Annotated in this window: 19 protein-coding genes; all 19 read right to left on the bottom strand. The window is 42.3% G+C overall.

From position 1 onward, the window contains the following. Positions 1–87: 87 nt before the first annotated feature. The gene (rpsD, locus tag PHQ42_01395; protein ID MDD5071369.1) at positions 88–723 is read right to left on the bottom strand and encodes a 30S ribosomal protein S4; all 636 of its coding nucleotides are present in this window, start codon (positions 721–723) and stop codon (positions 88–90) included. A gap of 267 nt (positions 724–990) precedes the next feature. Continuing rightward, positions 991–1,404 (bottom strand): 30S ribosomal protein S11, encoded by a 414-nt coding sequence (rpsK, locus tag PHQ42_01390; protein MDD5071368.1) that lies wholly within the window; start codon positions 1,402–1,404, stop codon positions 991–993. A gap of 263 nt (positions 1,405–1,667) precedes the next feature. Continuing rightward, positions 1,668–2,060, bottom strand: a complete 393-nt coding sequence (gene rpsM / locus PHQ42_01385) for a 30S ribosomal protein S13 (protein MDD5071367.1) — start codon at positions 2,058–2,060, stop codon at positions 1,668–1,670. A gap of 111 nt (positions 2,061–2,171) precedes the next feature. Continuing rightward, positions 2,172–2,285 carry a 50S ribosomal protein L36 gene (gene rpmJ / locus PHQ42_01380; protein MDD5071366.1) on the bottom strand — a complete coding sequence of 38 codons (114 nt, stop codon included), beginning with the start codon at positions 2,283–2,285 and terminating at the stop codon, positions 2,172–2,174. A 383-nt stretch (positions 2,286–2,668) separates the two neighbouring features. After that, entirely contained in the window at positions 2,669–2,935 is a 267-nt protein-coding gene (gene infA / locus PHQ42_01375) for a translation initiation factor IF-1 (protein MDD5071365.1), read from the bottom strand. Positions 2,936–3,256: 321 nt separating this feature from the next. After that, entirely contained in the window at positions 3,257–5,104 is a 1,848-nt protein-coding gene (locus PHQ42_01370) for an alanine--tRNA ligase (GenBank protein MDD5071364.1), read from the bottom strand. Between the two features lie 86 nt (positions 5,105–5,190). After that, positions 5,191–6,315 (bottom strand): trypsin-like peptidase domain-containing protein, encoded by a 1,125-nt coding sequence (locus PHQ42_01365; GenBank protein ID MDD5071363.1) that lies wholly within the window; start codon positions 6,313–6,315, stop codon positions 5,191–5,193. 196 nt (positions 6,316–6,511) lie between these two features. Continuing rightward, on the bottom strand, positions 6,512–6,763 hold the full coding sequence (locus PHQ42_01360; protein ID MDD5071362.1) for a hypothetical protein: 252 nt from the start codon (positions 6,761–6,763) through the stop codon (positions 6,512–6,514). Positions 6,764–7,095: 332 nt separating this feature from the next. Next, positions 7,096–8,199: a molecular chaperone DnaJ gene (gene dnaJ / locus PHQ42_01355; protein ID MDD5071361.1), complete on the bottom strand. Its 1,104-nt coding sequence runs from the start codon at positions 8,197–8,199 to the stop codon at positions 7,096–7,098. Beyond that, on the bottom strand, positions 8,196–8,630 hold the full coding sequence (locus tag PHQ42_01350; protein ID MDD5071360.1) for an endonuclease domain-containing protein: 435 nt from the start codon (positions 8,628–8,630) through the stop codon (positions 8,196–8,198). Before PHQ42_01350 ends, dnaJ begins: the two co-directional genes overlap by 4 nt. 202 nt (positions 8,631–8,832) lie before the next feature. Beyond that, positions 8,833–10,134 (bottom strand): hypothetical protein, encoded by a 1,302-nt coding sequence (locus PHQ42_01345; GenBank protein ID MDD5071359.1) that lies wholly within the window; start codon positions 10,132–10,134, stop codon positions 8,833–8,835. Positions 10,135–10,281: 147 nt separating this feature from the next. Next, on the bottom strand, positions 10,282–10,584 hold the full coding sequence (locus PHQ42_01340) for a DUF3467 domain-containing protein (GenBank protein ID MDD5071358.1): 303 nt from the start codon (positions 10,582–10,584) through the stop codon (positions 10,282–10,284). A 93-nt stretch (positions 10,585–10,677) separates the two neighbouring features. Then, positions 10,678–10,917: a hypothetical protein gene (locus tag PHQ42_01335; GenBank protein MDD5071357.1), complete on the bottom strand. Its 240-nt coding sequence runs from the start codon at positions 10,915–10,917 to the stop codon at positions 10,678–10,680. Positions 10,918–11,042: 125 nt separating this feature from the next. Beyond that, complete coding sequence (gene dnaK / locus PHQ42_01330; protein ID MDD5071356.1) at positions 11,043–12,968, bottom strand: molecular chaperone DnaK; 1,926 nt, start codon at positions 12,966–12,968, stop codon at positions 11,043–11,045. A 175-nt stretch (positions 12,969–13,143) separates the two neighbouring features. Beyond that, on the bottom strand, positions 13,144–13,845 hold the full coding sequence (locus PHQ42_01325) for a TIGR02391 family protein (GenBank protein ID MDD5071355.1): 702 nt from the start codon (positions 13,843–13,845) through the stop codon (positions 13,144–13,146). A gap of 178 nt (positions 13,846–14,023) precedes the next feature. Next, positions 14,024–14,464, bottom strand: coding sequence for an Hsp20/alpha crystallin family protein (locus tag PHQ42_01320; GenBank protein ID MDD5071354.1), 441 nt, complete (start codon positions 14,462–14,464; stop codon positions 14,024–14,026). Positions 14,465–14,667: 203 nt separating this feature from the next. After that, complete coding sequence (gene grpE, locus PHQ42_01315) at positions 14,668–15,495, bottom strand: nucleotide exchange factor GrpE (protein ID MDD5071353.1); 828 nt, start codon at positions 15,493–15,495, stop codon at positions 14,668–14,670. 61 nt (positions 15,496–15,556) lie between these two features. Then, positions 15,557–16,243 carry a hypothetical protein gene (locus PHQ42_01310; GenBank protein MDD5071352.1) on the bottom strand — a complete coding sequence of 229 codons (687 nt, stop codon included), beginning with the start codon at positions 16,241–16,243 and terminating at the stop codon, positions 15,557–15,559. Between the two features lie 265 nt (positions 16,244–16,508). Next, positions 16,509–17,361: IMP dehydrogenase (locus PHQ42_01305; protein ID MDD5071351.1), on the bottom strand; the 853-nt coding region annotated here is incomplete at its 5' end.

Here is a 17,361-nt window from a genome sequence, read left to right as displayed (position 1 = left end):
AAATTTATTACAAATTTACAAATAGTAAATACGACGTATCCAACAGTATGCTTTGTGCTTTTGTGTTTTAGTGTTTTTGTGATAAGTTTACTTTGAATAATATTCAACAATTATCTGGGCATTCACATTTGCTTTTATGTCGCCGGCTTTGGGCTCGTGCAAAACCTTACCGGCCATTTCGGCGATATTCAGATTAAGCCAGCTCGGGATACTTTCTTTTTGGCGGCTTAGCTTTTCCGGCAATTCCTTGAAAAATTTATATTTTTTGCTTCTTTCCTTTATTTTTATAATATCTCCCTCTTTAACTTCATAAGAAGGTATATCCACTTTCCGGCCGTTAACCTGCAGATGGCCATGGCCAACCAATTGTCTGGCCTGAATCCTGGAACTGGCAAATCCCAACCGGTAAACCGCGTTGTCCAGCCTTAACTCTAACGATTTCAGCAAATTTTCGCCGGCATCGCCCGATTTTCTTTTAGCCTTCAAAAAAGTAAGCTTAAATTGCTTTTCCAATAGATTATACTGCTTTTTGGCTTTTTGTTTTTCCGCCAACTGCATTCCATAATCGCTCTGCCGCCTTTTCCCCTTTTGTCCGTGGAAGCCGGGCGGATAATTTCTCTTGACCATAGCGCACTTAGGCGAATTGCAACGTTCACCTTTTAAAAACAATTTCTCCCCTAATCTTCGGCACTGTTTGCATTTGGCGTCTAAATTTCTTCCCATAGTTACAAATTACAAATTTTTATATCACCGCCTTGCCACGCCCCGCCAAAGGCGAGGCTCCGCTAAAAGCGGGGCCGTGGGCAAATAATTTTATATAAGTGGCGGGACAAATATACAAATAATTATATAAGTTAGTTTATTTTAGATTTAAAGCTCTTTATAAATTTAACGCTATCTCTGCAAATTACGAAATTTTTTACAAATTTACTAATCCACATAATCTCTTCCGCCTTCTAAACAATTATTTGTAAAATTTGTAATTTGTAATTACACTCTTCTTGGCTTTTTGGGCCGGCATCCGTTATGAGGAACCGGGGTTATATCTTTAATCGCGGTAATATTTAAACCGTTGGCGTTTAGGGCTCTGACGGCCGATTCCCTGCCCGTGCCCACGCCCTTAACAAAAACATTTACTTCTTCCAAACCAAATTCTTCCCTGGCCGCCGTTACGGCAATTTTAGTTATAATTTGGGCGGCATAAGGAGTTGATTTTTTTGCCCCCTTAAAACCGGCCATGCCGGCGCTGGCCCAAGCCAAAACATTCCCCGTCAAATCCGTGAGGGTTACAATCGTATTATTGTAAGTGGCCTTAATGTAAGCCCGTCCGGATTTTACGGTTTTGGCGGTTTTTTTCTTTCTCTTGAATTTTTTCTTGGCTCTTTCCTCTTTTTTTTCCGCCAATTTTTTCTTTATATCTTCCGGCAATTCTTCTGAATCGCCTAAGGCTAAAGGATTTTTTTCTTCCTTAGGCGGTTTGGCAGTCTTCTTCTCTTCTTTTTCTTCAGCCTTAATATCAGCCGTCTTTTCAACCGCTTTTTTCTCTTCTTTTTTATCTTCTTGTTTTTTTTCTTCCGACATATTTCAGTTTATCAATTTTCTTTAAAATGCAAATAGCTTTTTATTCTAATTATTTGTAAAATTTGTAATGGATTTGTAATTTGTAATTACGTTTTTTGCGCCGCCGGCTTTCTCCCCGACCCGGCGGTTTTCTTGACATTGCCGCGCACGGTTCGGTTATTGGTTTTGGTTCTCTGTCCCCTCACCGGCAAACCCCTAACATGCCTCATTCCCCGGTAGCTGCCGATTTCTTTCAAGCGCTTGATATTGCCGGCTATTTCCCTTTTCAGATCGCCTTCTACCCGATGTTGTTTTTCTATCAAAGTTCTTAATTTATTTATTTCTTCTTCGGTTAAATCTTTCACTCTCCTGCTCGGATCTATATTGGCCGTTTTTAATATTTTTTGGGAAGCGGAAAGGCCAATGCCAAAAATATAGGTTAAAGAAATCTCCACCCTTTTTTCATTTGGAATTGTTACTCCGGCTATTCTTACGGCCATAATGTTTATATCCTAAAATTTTATAACTAATAACCTATAACTTATAACTCGTGTCTGATGCGCTTAAATTGTGTTATGAGTTATAGGTTATTAGTTATACTTCACCTTAGATTAACCTTGACGTTGTTTATGCTTGGGATTTTTGCATATCACCCGCACTCTACCCTTGCGGCGGACCACTTTGCAGTCTTTGCAGATTTTTTTTGCGCTTGCTCTGACTTTCATATTGTTCAAAACGATTAGATTGGTTACTTAGTTTAGATAAACCCCGTTAGAAAGCTCCGCTTTTTCTAAACGGAGTGAACCATTAATGCCACCGCCCGCTGGCGGGGTCCCGCTTCAATATAAATTAATAGTGGCGGTGACGAATTCTATGTTGCTTATCTTCAAGGACGTTGCCATAATGCAAATGCTACGAATTACAGATATAAATCATTGCGTAATTAACATTCGCGGCATAATTCGCATGTGCCCTATTCGTAGCGGGGCTGCCGAAGGCAGAACATACATTCGCATTATAGCAGGAAGGTAAAAGTCCGTAAGCAGGATTCGCATAAAAAGATTATCGAGGGGTTTAAGTTCGTAAAAAGTCAATTCTATTTGAATTCTTATAATCTATAGACCACCCTGCCCTTGGTTAAATCATACGGGCTGATTTGCACCCGCACTTTGTCTCCGGGAAGCAGGCGAATTTTGTGCATTCTCATTTTCCCAGACAAGTAAGCGAATATCTCATGCCCGTTCTCCAAAAGAATCTTGAAAGTCGTGTCCGGCATTAACTCAAGCACCTCGCCCTGCATTTCTATAAAATCCTTGGCATTTAGCGTTTTCCCCCCTTTAGCCTCGCCTTGATTTTGAAAATTATTTTCAGCCATTAACACAAAAAAATTTTGGCAAAGGATTAAAAAACTTTACCAAAATTCTTGGTAAATATTTTAGCTTATTTGCTTATATTTTTCATTATTAATATCGTAAACTAATTATATAGGCAAACTTATTTGTTGTCAAGAGGTATTTATGATAACTGGGCACAATTAACTTTCCTCCCCTTTTGCCTAAATTCTTCCTTTTAAAATTTTCAATTTTACAATTTCCAATTTTCAATCAATGATCAATTTTCAATTTCTAAATTAAACCTCTGCTTGAAAATTAAATCATTGAAAATTTATTGAAAATTGATAATTGATAATTGGAAATTATTCCAGTACCGCTTTTATCCTTCTTACCCCCGCGCTTGAACTTTCTTCTTTCATTATTCTAAACCGCCCCAACTCTCCCGTGCGGTTAACATGCGGTCCGCCGCAAATTTCATAAGAAAATTGCTCGTCATCACTGCCTACTTTATAAACTTTCACTTTCTCCCCATACTTGGATTCAAAAACTCCCATAGCGCCCCTCTTCTTTGCTTCGGGCAAAGGCATCTCCTCGCAACAAACCGGCAAATCCGCCTCTATGGCTTCATTAACTAATTTTTCCGTTTCTTTAATCTGCTCCGGCGTCATTTTTTCTTTGTGGGAAAAATCAAAACGCAGACGCTCGGCCGTTATATTGCTTCCTTTCTGAATAACATGCTCGCCCAGAACTTTTCGCAAAGCCGCCAAAAGAAGATGGGCCGCCGTATGTAATTTTTTGGTTTTTTCCGAAGCGTCAGCCAGTCCGCCCTTAAATTTCCCGGCGCTAGCGGTGCGGGAAAGTTCCTGATGCTTTTCTAATTCTTTCTTAAATTCATTTATTATTTTATCTTTATTAAATTTATATTCACCAGTCGGATGCATTTTTGATCTCCTTTCAATTTCTTCTAAACTCATCTCAAGGGGAAAACCATACGTTTGAAATAAATCAAATATTTTTTTACCTGAATCTTTCTCTGCTATTTTAAAATTTTCACCAGGATCAGTCTTTTGCATCCCAAACCAATTATTTAAAATCCTTAATCCCCTTTCCAGCGTCTTCCCAAACTTCTCTTCTTCAATTTTGAATTGTTCAGTAATGAAATCAACGTTCCGGCGCAATTCCGGATAGGCTCCCGCGTAATCATGAATAACGATTCTGGCAATTTCGGCTGTCCAGGATTTTTCCTTTATGCCCAGTTGCTTGCCGTATCTGATGGCCCTCCTAAGCAAACGCCGAACAATATAGCCCTGGTCGGTATTGGAAGGACAAACCCCTTTATCATCACCGATTATAAAAGTCGCGGCCCGCAAATGGTCGGCAATTATCCGGATTGCTCTGACAGCCTCTTCTTCTTTATATTCTTTGCCCGACAATCTTTTTATTTTATTAATAGAGTTAAAAAATAACTCCGTCTTATAATTATCGTCTAAATTATTAATTACAGCCAAGGTTCGCTCCAAACCCATGCCGGTATCCACATTTTTCTGCTTTAATGGCTCAAACGAACCGTCCGCTTTCTTGTTAAATTCCATAAATACGTCATTCCAGATTTCCACCCACAAAACATTATCATCGTTAAAGCCGTCCGGAACCTTAGCCGGATCACCGGTCCAATAAAACATTTCCGTGCAGGGTCCGCAAGGCCCGGTCTGGCCGGCCGGCCCCCACCAATTGTTTTTTTTCGGCAATCTGGCAATCCTTGCTTCCGGAATCCCCAGACTTTTCCAAATGGAAAATGATTCTTCGTCAAAGTCCGCGTCTTCATCTCCGGCAAAAACCGAAACGGCTATTTTATTTTTGTCCAGCCCCAACCATTTTGGCGAAGTCAAAAATTCCCAGCTTAAATTTATAGCTTCTTTTTTAAAATAATCGCCCAAAGACCAATTGCCAAGCATTTCAAAAAAAGTATGGTGAGTGGCGTCGCCCACATCCTCAATGTCATCCGTGCGCACGCATTTCTGGACATCCGCCAAACGCCGGCCTTCCGGATGCTTTTCTCCCATTAAATAAGGCACGAGCGGATGCATGCCGGCCGTTGTAAATAAAGCCGTCGGGTCATTTTCCGGAATTAAAGAAGCGCTCGGGATAATGGCGTGTCCCCGGGCCTTAAAAAACTCCAAATATTTGTCGCGAAGCTCCTTGGAAGTCATGATTTTAGTTTAAAATAAAATAAAACTTTAATCAACTGATTTTACACGTTACACGTTATGCGTTATGCGTTATGCGTTGCGCGAAATTACTTAAATTCGTCCAAAACCACAATCTTTACAAAAATATCATCGCCTCTCTGGACTTTCAGGCCGATTCTGTCTCCGGGCTTATATTTTTGCAGGATTGAGAGCAAAGTATTGTTTCCCTCAACCTTTATGGCATTCACTTCAAAAATGATATCCCCGGCCGCCAATCCAGCTTTGGCTGCCGGCGAATCCGGCAAAATCGCCGATTCGCCCTTTTCTCCCCTAACCAACAGAGCGCCGGCGTCTCTTGCCAATTTCATCTCTTCTTTCAATTCCGGAGTTATCATTGTATAAAGCACGCCCAGCCGGGGCCGGACAATCCGGCCGATTTCCCGGACGCTCTTTATTACCGGCCTGGCGTCATTTACCGGAATGGCAAAGCCGATTGAGGAGCCGCTTTGGTCAATCGCCACATTAATGCCGATGACTTTCCCGGCCAGGTCAACTAGGGGGCCGCCGGAATTGCCGACGTTAATTTCGGCGTCGGTCTGGATGACATTATCCAAAGCTTCGGCATGGCCGGTCTGGTCGCTGGCCACGATGCTTCTGCCCAATCCGCTTACAATCCCCTTGGTAACGCTGTTTTGATAGAGACCCAGGGCATTGCCAATGGCGATAACCGTGCTCCCGACTTGCAGGCCGTCGCTGTCGCCCAATTCAACATAGGGCAAATCTTTATCAAAAATTTTTAAAACCGCCAAATCTTTTAACGGATCCTTGCCGATCAACTGGGCGTAATATTTTTTGCCGTCCGACAAAATTATTCTGTATTCGCCCTCGTCTCCGCCGACATTAACCACATGCTTGTTGGTTAAAATCAAACCGTCGGCGGAAATTAAAAAGCCGGTTCCCGAGCCTACTTCCGCCCTTTCCTTTTTTATTTTTGACGTTTTGGTCGGAATATCATAATCAATATATTCTTCTTGGGCGTAAATAATAATGCTCACCACGGCCGGCATAACTTTTTTTATGGCCAAAATCGTCGCTTCCTGATCGTCCAGGCGCAAATTGTCCGCTCCAGCCAGATTAAAACTGGGCAGGCTAAAATTAAGGTTTACCCCGATGCCTAAGACTAAAAGCAAAAGAAGGCTTATTAATAGCTTTTTTGTGGTTGATGTTTTCATATTTTTTCTAACTAAATAATAAAATAATATAACAAACTAGCTATACCGCCTTTAATTAGTTCCCTCTCCTCTTTATTTTATTATTTTGTTATTTTTTTATTTTGGTTTTATATTTATATTATAGCATTATAAGAAAAAAATCAAAAAAAATCCGCCCTTTCGATTTCTCGATTAAGGCGGATTGAAAGCGGTAAGGTCACGAGAACAAACTGAGTTGCGTAACCTTTTTTGGGCTTACAGGAGATGATTTCGGAGGCCATCTCTTTTTAACGATGGCAGCCGCTCTTCTGGTCAAAATACCTGCCATAAAATCTTCTTTGGCGCCCTTCTTCGGCCTTCCCTTTTTGCCATTCATACGGCAACCGAAATGGCCAATAATCTTCCAGTAGCCGTCTTTGTCTGGGTCTTTCAAAGATTCATCATTGGTTAATGTCCAGAGCAATTTCACCGGTTGAATGCAAAGAGGACAATGTCCGTAGTGAATACGTATGGTCGCAGCCTCTGCCATGGCGCACCCCCATGCGGCAAAAGATTAATTTAAAAGACCATTATTATCTAAAAATACTATATAATTATATTATATCATATCTAAAAAATCTTGTCAACCCGATTTAGAAATAAAATTTCTAACGGGGTCAACTAAAAAATACAAAAAATACCTAATATTAAACAAAATAGGCAAAGACACAAGGGGACTTAGTCGCCATAATGGCGACTAAGTCCCTAAATCGTATTATCTTAATAATCTCAAGAGTCTTAAAAATCCTAAGAATCCCATTTTTAAACCCCCAACTCCTCCAGCGCTTTTTTCTGCTTCCGCGAAAGATTAGTCGGAGTTTTAATAATAACCTTAACCAAGTGATCTCCCCTGCCGCGCCCATTAAGCTTAGTTACGCCCCGATCGCGCAGCCTGAAAACCGTGCCGGATTGCGTGCCTTCGGAAATTTTTAATTTTACCGGACCGTCAACCGTTTCCACTTCAATTTTATCTCCGGCTACGGCTTGAGAAAATTTTATTTCCGCCGTTGCTTTAATATCATAGCCGTCGCGCTCAAAGCGCTCATCCGGTTTAATCCTAATTTTTAAATATAGATCTCCGGCCGAAGCGCCTTTGCCTCCGGCTTCACCCTGGCCAGTTAAACGGATTGATTCGCCTTCGTCAATCCCGGCCGGAATTTTTATTTTTAAATTCGTTAATTCGCGGGTTATCCCGTTGCCTGCGCACTTTTTACATTTCTCACTAAAAGTTTTGCCTTCGCCATTGCAGTCGGAACAAGCGGTCTCTACCTGCATTTGGCCGAAAATCGTTCTCTGGACCCCGCTCACCCGCCCGGAACCTCGGCAGGTTTTGCAGGTTTCAATTTTTGCGCCCGGCTCGGCCCCGCTGCCTTGACATCGATCGCATTTAACGGTTTTTTGCAGACTGATTTCTTTTTCTGCGCCAAAAACCGCTTCAAAAAAATCAATAGTTAAAACCACTCCGATATCATTGCCTCTTCTGGCTCTTGTTCCTCCCCGCCGCCCTTGTCCGCCTCTGGCGGAAAAGCCGAAAATATCTCCGAGTCCGCCGAAAACATCGCCCAAGTCTTCAAAATTAACATTAAAGCCATTAGTAAAACCGGAAAAATCTCGAAAGCCTTCAAATCCGGAAAAACCGCCCTGGCCCCGGGCCTGCTCAAAAGCCGACCCAAACTGATCGTATTGCGACCGCTTTTGCGAATTTCCCAGAACCTGGTAAGCTTCGTTTATTTCCTTAAACTTAGCTTCATCTCCGCCCGCCTTGTCCGGATGATGCTGATGCGCTTTTTGCCGGAAAGCTTTTTTTATTTCTTCCTGGCTGGCGGTTCTAGAAACGCCTAATATGTTATAATAATCTTTACTCATATATTTTTACCCTCCTCCTCCTTACTAAGGAGAGGGTTGGGGTGAGGTGAGGTTATCCTTAATTTTCTTTCTCTCTCCGAACAAAATTCGTAAATATCAGCCAAAACACTTTCTAAACTCTTATACACATCATTGTTTGTATATCTCCTAATTTTTACCCCAAACCTATTTAAAAATTTCTCTCTTGTTAAATCATTTTTAATTTCTTCATCCTCGGAGTGGGTAGCTCCATCTATTTCTAGAGCGAGTTTTAATTTTGGGCAATAAAAATCAACTATATATTTGCCTATGCCATACTGCCGCCTAAACCTGAATTTTTGCTGTCTATTCCTTAATCTTGACCATAAAATTTTTTCCGCACCGACTTCTTGTTTTCTTAAATTCCTTCTTAATGTTTTATACTCTTTGTGATTATAAACGATATTTTTCATATTGCTCGCCAATCCCCTCTCCTTGTTAAGGAGAGGGTTAGGGTGAGGTGGGGTTGTTATCAAAAATAACTCTTTTATATCGCTCACCTCGCCACCCCCTCCTACCTCCCCCTTAGCAAGGGGGAGATTTTATATATAAACTTACAATTTGTAGAAAGGGAGCCTTAACCGAAGTTAAGGCCCCGAATATTTTTATCTCCTTTTAGGAACAGCAATGGAAACAAAGTTCCTCTGCCGGCCTGCCGATTGCCTCGGCTACCATTTCCCGAGTGGCAAAACGCAGGGAATCAACCCCTAGAAAATCCCTGATTCCATCTTCCGAGCCATACTTATGCATCGCCAACTCTTCTGGCTGGCGGGTGGAATAATCAAAGGGGCAAATCTTCGTAATCGGCGGAAAGGCTATCGCCAGATGAATCTTTTTTGCTCCGGCTTTTTTCAGCTTGGCGACGAGATTCATTTTCATTTGCGTAGCCCTAACGATGGAATCGTCAACCACGATTATTGTTTTTCCCCTTACTAACTCAGGAATAACAATAATTTTTATGCTGGCTTCAACGTCCCTCTCTTTCGTCGTTGGCTGGGTATAACTTCTGTCGGCATATTCATACTTCACCAGCCCCTCGTTGTAGGGCAGGCCGGATTCATTGGCATAGCCAATAGCGTGGAAAATTCCCGATTTCGGGACTCCCATCACAAAATCAGCTTTGGTTTTGGATTCTTTGGCTAATAAAGCTCCAATTTTTTCCCGGGTTACTGCCGTATTAATCCCCTCTATGGAGGAAACCGGATTATCGCCATAAATCCAGCGGAAAGTGGGCAGTTGAATTCTTCCTGTTTCATGCTGAAACAGAGTCTTTATTTCTCCTTTCTCCGCCAAAACTATTTCTCCCGGCTTCAAATTCCGTAAAATGGAATATCCCAGATTGCCGAAACCGGTGGAAGTGGAAGACAGGGCGAAACCGTTTTCTTTTTCCCCCAAGATCAAAGGTATTTGCCCCTCTTTGGATCGGGCGGCGTAAATTCCGTTTTCCGCCAACATCAACAAGGCAAAAGCGCCTTCCACCTTTTCAAAAACTCTCCGAATGCCGTCTAACGGGTTATTCCCCTGGGCAAGGAGTTTGGTCAGAATTTCAACGCTGCGGTTGGTAATGAAGCTATGGCCGAAACTCAAAAATTCATGCCTTAATTCTTCTTCGTTAGCTATGTTGCCGGAAAAGGTTAGGGAAAATCTTCCCCAGGAGCAATTGGCTTCCAGGGGCTGGCGTTCTTTCAGGGCTGTGTGGCCAATGGCAAAACTTGCGGACAAAACGGAAATTTCGTCTCCGAATCTCGGCCGGACAAGGCCCTTGTGCGTCGTAGTGGAAAAATCCCTATCCCTCTTGGGATAACTGATGCCGCAATACCGCTGACCAAGATGCTGGCCGTAAAACATCAGCCAAAATAAATCATTAATCACATTTTCTTCCTTTTTGGAAGAAACTCCGAAAATTCCTCCGGCCATACTTCCCTCCTCTCGCTTGGAAATGAACGTTATATCAATTGTCAATTACAAATTATCAATTTTATCTCTTCATGCCCCCTTGCCTGTCCCGCCTGTCCCGCTATTACGGTGGCTCCTGCGGCGGATAAAGGGGGCTGGGGGGATTATTTATCCTTTAAACCCAATTTCTTTTTCCGGTCCGGCGGCTTTTTCCACTTCTCCGAATTTTTCCTCATATTTCTTCAAGTTATCCGCCATAGCCGCAATCATTCTTTTGAAATGGCCCGGGCTGGTTATAATTTTTCCCGTTACCCGTCCGGAAGCGCCCATAATATTAAAAAACACCAGCTGAAATTCGTCTTTATTGTGGATAATCTGCATGGCGTTGGCGTATTCGGCGCCGGGGATATTGTCCGCCACTTTTATTTCCTGCGTCCCGGCCGGCGGATTATTCGGTCTCTGGTTTTCCATATTATTTTTAAATTATAAATAAATTATATAAAATACTAAATTGTTTAAAGAGGGAGATTTTTATCTCCCCCGGTTTCTTAATTTTGGCTTCCGTTATCCTCCGTATTCTCTGGCGTCTTTTTCTCTCATTGGACATAAAACAAAAAGGTCAAAAAGAACAAGGGCAACAACAATGCCGCCAAGAATCTCATAAAACAGTATTACCGGCCCTGATCCAAAAAACTTAACCGGCAATAACCAAAAAAGAGAAGCGAGCAGATAAAAATACCCTATAATTGCGACGAGTAAAAGAAACGCAAAACAACTTCGGCCAATAGAGTTATCAGAAAACATCTTTATCCTCCTCTTTTATTAAAAGTGCGCTTAACAAGTTGCCCCTTTTTAAATTTCAAGAGGCAACCAGTAAATACACTTCCTAATTATCCTAAGAATCTTAAGAATCCCAAGAATCCTAATTTTTATTTATCCACTACCTCTCCTTCCACCGGTTCATCACCCTTCTTTTCTTCTTTACTTTCTCCAGCCTTCTCGCCTTTTTGCTCGCCTTGTCCGGCTTGCGCTTGCTGTTGATACATGGCCGCGCCGATTTTTTGCGCCACCTGATTCATTTCTTCCATCTTTTTCTTCATCTCTTCATAATTATCAGAATCTTTAACTTTTTTCAAAGCTTCTAATTTTTCTTCCAGCTCTTTTTTATCTTCCGGTTTTATTTTACCTGCCCCGCCTTCATGGCTGGGGTCGCCGGATTCTTTAAGCATTTTTTCCGTAGAAAATACAACCGCGTCCGCCTGATTTTTTATGTCAATCTGCTCTTTTTTCTTTTTATCTTCTTCGGCATGGAGTTCCGCTTCTTTTTTCATTTTCTCCACTTCTTCCTTGGAAAGCCCTGACGAAGCGGTAATGGTGATGTGTTGGTTTTTGCCCGTGGCCTTGTCCGTGGCTTTAACGTTCAAAATTCCATTGGCGTCAATATCAAAGGAAACTTCAACCTGCGGCACGCCCCGGGGCGCGGACGGAAGGCCATCTAAAATAAACCGGCCCAAAGTTTTATTGTCCTGCGCCATCGGCCGTTCGCCTTGCAGGACATGGATTTCCACGCTGGTCTGTCCGTCAGCCGCCGTGGAAAAAATCTGGGACTTTGAAGTCGGAATCGTGGTGTTTTTTTCAATCAAAGGCGTGGCCACTCCGCCCAAAGTCTCAATGCCTAAAGTAAGGGGGGTTACATCCAAAAGTAAAACATCTTTAACGTCGCCCTGCAAGACTCCGGCCTGAACCGCAGCCCCTGCCGCCACCACTTCATCAGGATTAACGCCCAAATGCGGCTCTTTGTTGAAAAACTCCTTAACTTTTTTCTGAACCATGGGCATGCGGGTCATGCCGCCGACTAAAATTACTTCTTCTAAATCCTTTACTTCTAATTTAGCATCTGCCAAAGCCGCTTTACAGGGCTCTAAAGTTTTTTCCACTAAATCTCCAACCAAGTCTTCCAGCTTTGCCCGACTCATTTTCATGACCAAATGTTTCGGTCCGTCCGAACCGGTCGTTATAAATGGCTGGTTGATTTCGGTTTCATTTGTCGTGGACAATTCAATCTTGGCTTTTTCCGCCGCCTCCTTGATTCTCTGCAAAGCCAGGGGGTCTTTGCCCAAGTCAATTCCCTGATCTTTTTTAAATTCGCTGATTATCCATTCAATAATCCTTTGGTCAAAATCTTCTCCGCCCAAGTGCGTATCGCCGTTGGTGGATTTTACTTCCACCGTATCTTCGGAAACGTCTAAAATGGAAATATCAAAAGTGCCCCCGCCCAAATCGTAAACCGCGATTTGCTCACCCTTTTTTTTCTCAAAGCCATAAGCCAGAGCGGCCGCGGTCGGTTCGTTAATAATGCGTTTTACGTCAAAGCCTGCGATTTTCCCGGCATCTTTGGTGGCCTGCCTTTGCGAGTCGTTAAAATAAGCCGGCACGGTAATAATCGCCTCGGTAATTTTTTCTCCCAATTTCGCTTCGGCATCGGCTTTTAATTTAGATAAAATCATGGCTGAAACTTCCTGCGGCGTATATTCTTTATCCGCCATTTTCACCTTTACGCCTTCCCCGGCCTGAACGATTTTGTAAGAAGCATTTTTCACATCCCTTTGCACTTCTTCATCGTTAAAATGCCGGCCGATTAAGCGCTTCACCGCATAAACCGTGTTTTCCGGATTGGTAACGGCCTGTCGTTTGGCGGTTTGCCCGACTAGGCGTTCGCCGTTTTTGGAAATCGCCACAGTAGACGGCGTGGTTCTGGCCCCTTCCGCATTTTCTAAAATTTTCGGCTTTCCGCCTTCAATAATCGCCATGGCACTGTTGGTCGTGCCTAAATCAATACCTAATATTTTTCCCATAAATTTTATTCTTATTGCCATCTCTCCGTCATTCCCGCGAAAGCGGGAATCCAGAAATGGTTTCGCTGAACCCTAGATTCCGGCTCGGAGGCCGGAATGACAAAAAAAAGAAATGACGAATTAATTATTTTAATTTGTCTCCTCTGTCATTCCCGCGAAAGCGGGAATCCAGGGGTCATTTGTTAATTGTCGAATTATCAATAATATTTAATAAAATATCAATAAAACCACAAAATTTAAGTGCATCTTCTCTAGAAAATTTATCAGATAAATGGTGGTGTGTGGAATTTCTGAATGACGACATTACCCCCCTACAAATATCACAAATGCCTCTATGTCCATCCTCATCGCTACTAACTTTTAGTATTGTTTTTGATAAATTAGGGTTCAAAACTGTATTTACTAGCTTCACGCCTTCTAATTTATCTTTTACCTGGGATTTTACTCTGATTCTATCTTCCAGAATTAAGGTGGCTTGATTAATAACTCTATCAAAATTTGATGATGCACTTAACAAATCAAAACACCTATCCCTTAAATCTTGATCTTTAATTGCATTAATTAAACTTCCTATTTCCTGAACTTTTTCGCCTAATCCAAAACTTATTTCCAAATATGAAAGCAGCTGTTCTATTTTAAATTTACTTACACCTCTATCGTATGAACCAAAATTTTGATAACTCTGCGGAGGATAAAATGAGGATCCAGGTATTTTAAAATCATTCATTTCAATCTCCAGAGTTTTTGAAATATTATCTACTAAATTGTTATAATCCGTTACTATTTCTTGTCTTATTGAACTATTAGGAAAACCAGCTCTAATTCCTACTAATCTAGCATAATAAGAATTCAAAATTTTATATTTTTCTTCTTCCATATTATTTATGGTGGAGCTTCGCCTAATTGCAAGCACTCCGCCTGTTAAGATTTCTCTATATCCATATTTCTATCACTTAACCCTGGATTCCCGCTTTCGCGGGAATGACAGAAAAGAGTATGTTGCGCGTTTCAAGTTACGTGTTGTGCGTTACACGTTATGCGTTATGTGTTCCACGTTATGCGTTACGCGTTTTAATCTTAATCGTCTTCGGCTTACCGCCAACCGCTTTCGGAATAGAAATCTTTAAAACGCCGTCAATCGCTTCGGCGCTCGCCTTTTCGCCCGCCACATGAGCCGGCAAAGCCACGCTTCGGTAGAAACTGCCGCGCCTGATTTCTTTGCGGTAATAATTCTTGTCTTCCACCTCGGACTTTTTCTCGCCTTCGCCTTTGATGCAAAGCACATCGTTTTCAATAGAAATCTTAACGTTTTCCAAATCTACGCCCGCCAGCTGGGTTTCCACGATAACATTATTTTTATCCTCATAAATATCAACCGCCGGGGTAAAGCCGTTCCGCCCGCCCCAAAGAGCCGGGGTAAGTTCCGAGAACATCTTGTCCATGTCCTCAAATCCCGAAGCTTCGGGAAAGAATGGGGTCCATTTGATTAAAGCCATATTTTTTGCTGTCATCCTAATGACAAATTAAATTATTAATTAAATCTTAAACCCTAAATCTTAGGCGTTAAATCCTAAGCTCTAAATTCTAAATCCTAAACAAATTACAATTACCAAAATCCAAAACTCAAAACAATGGTTTAAAAAATTTGGTAATTTGAATTTAGGATTTGTTTAGAGTTTAGGATTTAGTGTTTAGAATTTCATCCAACTATCACCTTCGCCGCCACTATCACCTTTCCACTCAACTTATATCCCGGCCTTACTTCTTTTATAACTTTCTCGCCCTTGCCCTCAATCGCTTCCATCGTATTATGGTCAAATTTTTCTCCCACGGTTTTTATTTCTTCCACGCCCATACTTTCTAAAACATCTTTAAACTGCCGTATGACATGCTTTATACCTTCCAGCCAGCCGTTTTTTTTCACAGTTTCGTCAACGTGCGCCAAAGAAATTTTTAAATTATCGTAGACGGGAATTATGGATTGAATTAAATCCTCATTGGCGTATTTTACGAATTCCAACTTTTCCTGCGCCGTCCGCTTTAATAAATTCTGGTAATCAGCCAAGGCCAACAAATATTTATGCTCAAAATTTTCGTCCTTTTTTTCTAATTTTTCCAAAACTTCATAAACATAAGGGGCAAATCTTTTCTTATCCATCTTCAGCCATTCTTTAACCGGCGACCATTTGAAACCGGATGATTCCCCGTTTAATTTAATCTCATCTGAATTTTTTGCTTTGGCTTTATAATCAAGGAAAAAAAGGTGATTATCTTGACTGGCATAACTGTCGTTTACGTCATAACCATTTAAAAAATTTATAAATTCAATATTTTCTATCTCTAAGTTTGCTTCTTCTTTGGCTTCTCTCCTCAAAGTTTCTTCAATTTTTTCGCCAACTTCTATTTTTCCGCCAAGACATACGTATTTATCATGCCATTTGGTCCCTTTGGTTAAGAGCAGTTCGTCCTTATCATTGAAAATAAAAGCGCCAGCTATAATTTTTGGATATTTTTTTTCTTCACTCATACAAAGTTTGCGATATGTGATACGCGATATGCGACTGGCGATACGCGTTTCACGTTATGCGTTATGCGTTATGCGTTATGCGTTGCGCGACATACTTAACCACGGCCAGATTCTTTTCATAATCCATCCGCATCGGGCCTAAAATTCCGAACAGGCCGATTTTGCCGCTCCGCCTGTATTTAGAAAAAATCGTGGAGCAGGAATCGCCAAAAGGGTTGGCCGAACCGAGTAAAATTTCCGTCTCTTTCACTTCGTTAAAAATATCGTCAATAATTTCGTCCATCCGGTCAATAATAGCGGAGATGTCATAAATCAAATTCGGGTTGGAAAATTCCGGCTGGGAAAATAAATTGGAAATGCCGGTATAATAAAGATTGTTTTTATGGAAAGCCCAAAAAATCGCATTGCCCGAAATTTTGGCCATCTCTTTAGCCGCCTGCTTAAAACTGGCTTCGTCATTTCCTTTTAAGACCTTCCTTAAAACTTCCGCTTCTTTTTCCGCCAATTGCTTTTCTTTTAAACTGCTCAAATATAAATTATAAGCTTTTTCCGTGGGGACGCGGCCGGCCGAAGTATGGGGCTGGATTATAAAATCGTCTTCTTCCAGCTCTGCCATTTCATTTCGGACCGTGGCCGGAGAAATATCCAGGCGGTATTTATCAACCAAAACGCCTGACCCCACCGGAGCGCCAGTTTTAATATGTTCTTTTATAATTGTATTTAAGATTATTAATTTTCTCTCATCCATATTTTCATTATAACACTATTAGCACTCGTGTCAAGGGAGTGCTAATTATATAACAAAAGCGCTCGTGCCTGCCTCGCCGTAGTCCCGAAGCCTCGGGACGAAGGCGGGTCAAGGGAGTGCTAAGAGCGGGGCTTGCCTCGCAAGTCCGTAAAGGGGTTCGAGCCCTTTAGCGCGGGGTCGAAGCCCCCACAAACCGAGGTACTAATTTAACAAGAAAAAAAGGGACTACACCTTAGCGCAATCCCTTGTTTAATTATTTACCTCTTCAATCAAGCCGAGTCCGAATTTGTTCCTGCCCGGCTGAAGAAAACCTGACAAAAGCTATCGGCCGATTGCCGAATTCGTGCAGGGAGGCCAAATCAGCCGCGCCAGCATGAGCAAACCCTCCCTGGATCAATTCTATATCTCCTCCTATCCAGGTTTTTAAGGGTCCGCGGTGTTTAACTCTGCCCTCCACTCCTTCCGGCGCGGTTTTGCCTTGATACCGACTTCTGGCCATTCGGGCTTTTATCGCCCTGGCTGAAGCCATGCCCCAATATTTCACGAAGCCTTCGTTGTCTACGCCGTTTTCCCGGCAAGACAATGACTCGCCGGCTGCCACCAGCCACTTGCCGGACATGCAAGCGTCGCCGCCAGCAGCCAAAGCAATCACCATGTCTCCCGGACCCTCAACGCTGCCGTCGGGAATTATGACCGGAGCATGTTCTCCTTTGCTCTTCAGCTTCCGGCGGATAAAATCAAGTTCCCGGATTAAAGTAAACATAGGCATACCGGCGCCGGTTACCTGCGAGGTGGTGCAGATTGAACCGGGACCGATGCCGCATTTCACTCCGTGAACTCCGACTTGAGCCAAACGATAATAACCGTCAATATCAGCCACATTGCCGGCAATCACAGCGGCTAGGTCTCCGGACATCTCTACCACCGCCTTGGCTTGGTTAATCACCGGGGGACAATTGCCATGGCTGCTGTCAATAACAATTATTCCCACCCCCATTTCCAAGGCTTGCTTTGCCCGTTCCAAGTCGGACTTTTCAGTCCCGATGGCTATACCCACTAATGGCTTGCCCTTATGGACAGCCGGATCAGCGACGAAGAAGTCCTTCATAAAGTAAATG

It is taken from the genome of Patescibacteria group bacterium (assembly GCA_028711655.1).
Taxonomy (GTDB): domain Bacteria; phylum Patescibacteriota; class Patescibacteriia; order Patescibacteriales; family JAQTRU01; genus JAQTRU01.
The sequence above is the reverse complement of the archived record's forward strand: the minus strand, read 5'-3'. Positions and strand labels throughout refer to the sequence as shown.